Source organism: Mesorhizobium sp. M7A.T.Ca.US.000.02.2.1 (genome assembly GCF_003996995.1).
Lineage (GTDB): Bacteria > Pseudomonadota > Alphaproteobacteria > Rhizobiales > Rhizobiaceae > Mesorhizobium.
On sequence record NZ_RZTT01000559.1, the window covers coordinates 1 to 3,182 of the forward strand.

Consider the following 3,182-nt stretch of genomic DNA (forward strand, 5'->3'; position numbering starts at 1 on the left):
ACATAGACGCCGGGCGAAAGCGTGACATTGCCCTTCAGGTTCATGCCGCTGCAATAGGTGCCTGGACCGAGCGTCGCCTTGTTGTCGTTCTGGCAGGGGGTCGCGGCCACCGGGGCCGGCAGGTCGACAAAGGGATCGCCGGCAGGCAGCGCCTGGGTGATCGGGGCCGCGCAGACAGTCGTGACGGGATTGCTGAGAGAGACGCCGCCCGCAGAGATCACGCATTTGGCCTGGAGACCCGCCGAGCCCTGAAGCTTGACGGCGTCGGAAGCAATGGAATTGGACATGACCGAGCAGCCGGTCAGCTTAACGCTGGTGCTGCCGGAAAACAGCATCGCCTGCGACGCGGACGGATCGAGCGCGAGCATGCAGGCACTCGAGGCATCGGTAATGACGGCCACCGCCCTCGCCTGTTCGGGAACCTTTTCTTGTGTGAAGATCAGGGTGAACATCCGGTCGAGTTGCTGGCTGACGATCACCTCGACCGCTTTTTTCGCCGTATTCGGTCCGGACGCCGGCGGCGTATTGACGACGATCGTGCCCGAGCCCAGCCCGTTCGACGCCGCGGACTGGGTCGCGGCCGCGACGATCGTCGGCTTGTCGGAACCCCAGATCTGTTCGAGCGCTCCGGCATAGGCGGCCGCATCGGCCGTCGCCTGTAACCTCAGGCTGTTGTAGTACCAATAGGAGGTCTCGACGCCGAAGCCCGCAGCGCCGACAACGACCGGCAAGGTCAGAGCAAAAATGGTAGCGACGTTTGCGGCCGTGCTCCGGCGCATGGCGTCCATTACAAGCCGAACACGGGTGAAGCTACTCAAGGCCATGGTTTAAATTAGAAAGCACGCATAAATGAACGAATGGCTAAAAAGTTCGTTGCATTTTTGAGCAGTGGTCCATTGGCTTCAAAAAAGAAGTGTTTCGCTGGCTGACCAACGCGCAAGCGCATCGATGTCTCAGAGTGGGCCGCCCCTCAAGGCCAGCGGGAAATTGCCGGATTCGCAACCGAGACCGCGCGAACAACGACCGGGTCTTCGAAAAACACACCGGAGTAAACGTATTTACAAATTACTGATGCATGTATGGAGGATGGAGGTTCAGGATTTGCTTCAAGCGGAAAGAATTGGCATCGACTCCGCGACCGTATCAGCCAACATCTCTCGCTGCACGGCCAGGAAAAACCTGCGCACTTCATCGCTGGCTGCTGTTCTGTCCCTGCCGGACCCGACGACGAGATCGAGCAACTCCGACGCCTTGGCTCTCCAGAACGAGGTGGCGGTCTCGCCATGCAGGTTGCCGAGCTTGGCAGCAACCTCCCTGACCAAGAATACCTGACGGTCGATCGGGAACGCACGGACTTTTTCTGGGGACATCTTCCAAACCATGAGACTGACGCAACGAATCAACCATTGCCAACAAGCAATGGCGTAGCCGGGAAGGTGGAAACGGAAGCTTAACGGCGCTGAGGTGGGTGCAACGTGGGGCGGTCGTCGGGGACGAAAAGGGCGCAGCCCTACGCACGCGCCATCGCCATGTGCGTTCAACGCGATTGTTGACGTAGGAATCGGGGCAAGCGAAACGGCGTCGGCCCTCAGGCCTGGAGCGCCCTCGCCTCACCGCCGCGCTTGCGCGGCGTCATCATGTCTCTTGCCATTAGTCCGCTCGCCCGGCAAAACGCCATGAACGCCCGGCAGGCGTCCTCGGTCTTGACCACGTCCACCGTGGCGCCAAAGCAGGCGTTGAACGCTTTCTGATAGATCGGGCCCTGACGGCGCGCAGGCCAGTCCTGGAGAAAATCGAGCGCCTGTTCGACGCCATAGATCTCCTCGACCGGCAGACCGGGTCCAGGCGCTATGCGCACCGGCACCTCGAATTGCAGTCTGTCCATTTCCTGTCTCCCGAACCGGCGTCACCGCAGCAACGCCGTTCGTCGTCAAAAGTTGCTTTGATCGGCTTTGACCCAGAAATGTGTCGTCACTTGGGTCGCTGAACCGCCACGCCGCCCAGAATAGATCGCGCTCCCGAGATATGTCTTGGGCGACATACGCTCACTGGTTCGCCGGATCCGTCTCCGCGTCGAAGGCCATGCGAATGGCGGCGATCAGTACAAATACCGTCGGCACGGCGAAGATGCCGCCGAGAACAAGGGCCGCCATCGCCGACAGGCCGAGCGTCTCGGCAACCGCCCAATAGACGGTTCCGATGCAGATGAGCGCCTGGACGCAGAGGAACGTGGCAGCCGAGGCCGCGCGCGACAGGGTTTTGAAAGTCTTGATGCGTTGTTGCATTGAAATAATTCGGAAATGACGCGCCGCGCGACCGCTGCGCGGCCGACAGCCGCCGCACGATCACGACGCGAACAGGAATAGCGATGAGGTGGGGGTACGGCCCTGGGCCGCTCAGGCCGTGATGGCCGGCGGTGCGCGCGGCTGGTTGGTGCTCGCTCCGGGAACCAACGCGGCCCCATATCCCGAAACCATCGCTCTTTGCGATGTCCGTTCGGCCCAAAGAAAAACAGCGTCGGGGACCGCAAGCGCGGGATGGCCGCCGGCGAACTTGACCAGGAGCGGACGGCCGGCACGAACTTCCAGCGCTTGCGCCTTGCCGGTGACACGCAGCAGCGCCGCCACCTCGCCCGACCGCTCGACACCGACATTGGCACCGCTTGGCGCAGAGCCCGCAATGCCTGACGCCACCGGCAGGCCGAAGCACAGCATCGCCAGCAGCACCATGCCGATCAGGCATGAGCACGCTGCCGTCAGCGGCGCTTCAGGCCATCCGGTTTGCCTGGCCGCCGCGAAGGGACGCGATCTCGAAAACATCACCCGCCCTAACGCACCATGGCCAGAAAGGGAAGCAAACCGGGCAAAAACCGGCAAGACATCGCCCATGCGAGGCAAATATCGGGAAGCGCGCGGCCGCATCAGACAGTTCTTCCTTGAACCTTTTGCCCTCAAGTGCCAAATCTGGGGAAATTTTCACGCTGGCTCTCCTGCAGAGCCCTACCCGCTACACGGACAAAATGGTCACCTATCTCGACGCTGCCACGGCCCCGCTCAGAAATACCGGCCAGATCCGCCTCTATGGCGAGGACGGCTTTGCCGGCATGCGCAAGGCATGCGATCTCACCGCACGCTGCCTCGACGAGCTGGTGCCGATGGTCCAGCCCGGCGTCACCACCGAAG

The 3,182-nt window shown here is 61.9% G+C and carries 5 protein-coding genes and 1 pseudogene; 1 reads left to right on the forward strand and 5 read right to left on the reverse strand.

Annotation, left to right across the window (positions count from 1 at the left end; genetic code table 11):
* The 5 genes from EOD15_RS31510 to EOD15_RS31530 all read right to left on the reverse strand — a co-directional run.
* Window positions 1–779, reverse strand: a 779-nt coding sequence (locus EOD15_RS31510; protein ID WP_127409172.1) for a pilus assembly protein TadG-related protein, incomplete at its 3' end; no start/stop codon positions are given.
* A gap of 327 nt (window positions 780–1,106) precedes the next feature.
* A complete protein-coding gene (locus EOD15_RS31515) occupies window positions 1,107–1,370 on the reverse strand; it encodes a DUF6074 family protein (RefSeq protein WP_023810460.1) in 264 nt (87 codons plus the stop codon).
* A 218-nt stretch (window positions 1,371–1,588) separates the two neighbouring features.
* The gene (locus EOD15_RS31520) at window positions 1,589–1,885 is read right to left on the reverse strand and encodes a DUF982 domain-containing protein (protein ID WP_127271426.1); all 297 of its coding nucleotides are present in this window, start codon (window positions 1,883–1,885) and stop codon (window positions 1,589–1,591) included.
* A gap of 160 nt (window positions 1,886–2,045) precedes the next feature.
* Window positions 2,046–2,285 (reverse strand): hypothetical protein, encoded by a 240-nt coding sequence (locus EOD15_RS31525; protein WP_127322323.1) that lies wholly within the window; start codon window positions 2,283–2,285, stop codon window positions 2,046–2,048.
* Between the two features lie 111 nt (window positions 2,286–2,396).
* Window positions 2,397–2,819 (reverse strand): hypothetical protein, encoded by a 423-nt coding sequence (locus EOD15_RS31530; RefSeq protein ID WP_127322324.1) that lies wholly within the window; start codon window positions 2,817–2,819, stop codon window positions 2,397–2,399.
* Window positions 2,820–3,019: 200 nt separating this feature from the next.
* Between EOD15_RS31530 and EOD15_RS37095 the strand changes: the two are divergent.
* Window positions 3,020–3,182, forward strand: a pseudogene (locus EOD15_RS37095) (type I methionyl aminopeptidase); the annotation flags it as partial.

Coding starts and splice junctions, on each gene's coding strand:
- EOD15_RS31530 (WP_127322324.1), bottom strand. CDS start 2,819: ATGTTTTCGAGATCGCGTCCCTTCGCGGCGGCCAGGCAAACCGGATGG.
- EOD15_RS31515 (WP_023810460.1), bottom strand. CDS start 1,370: ATGTCCCCAGAAAAAGTCCGTGCGTTCCCGATCGACCGTCAGGTATTC.
- EOD15_RS31525 (WP_127322323.1), bottom strand. CDS start 2,285: ATGCAACAACGCATCAAGACTTTCAAAACCCTGTCGCGCGCGGCCTCG.
- EOD15_RS31520 (WP_127271426.1), bottom strand. CDS start 1,885: ATGGACAGACTGCAATTCGAGGTGCCGGTGCGCATAGCGCCTGGACCC.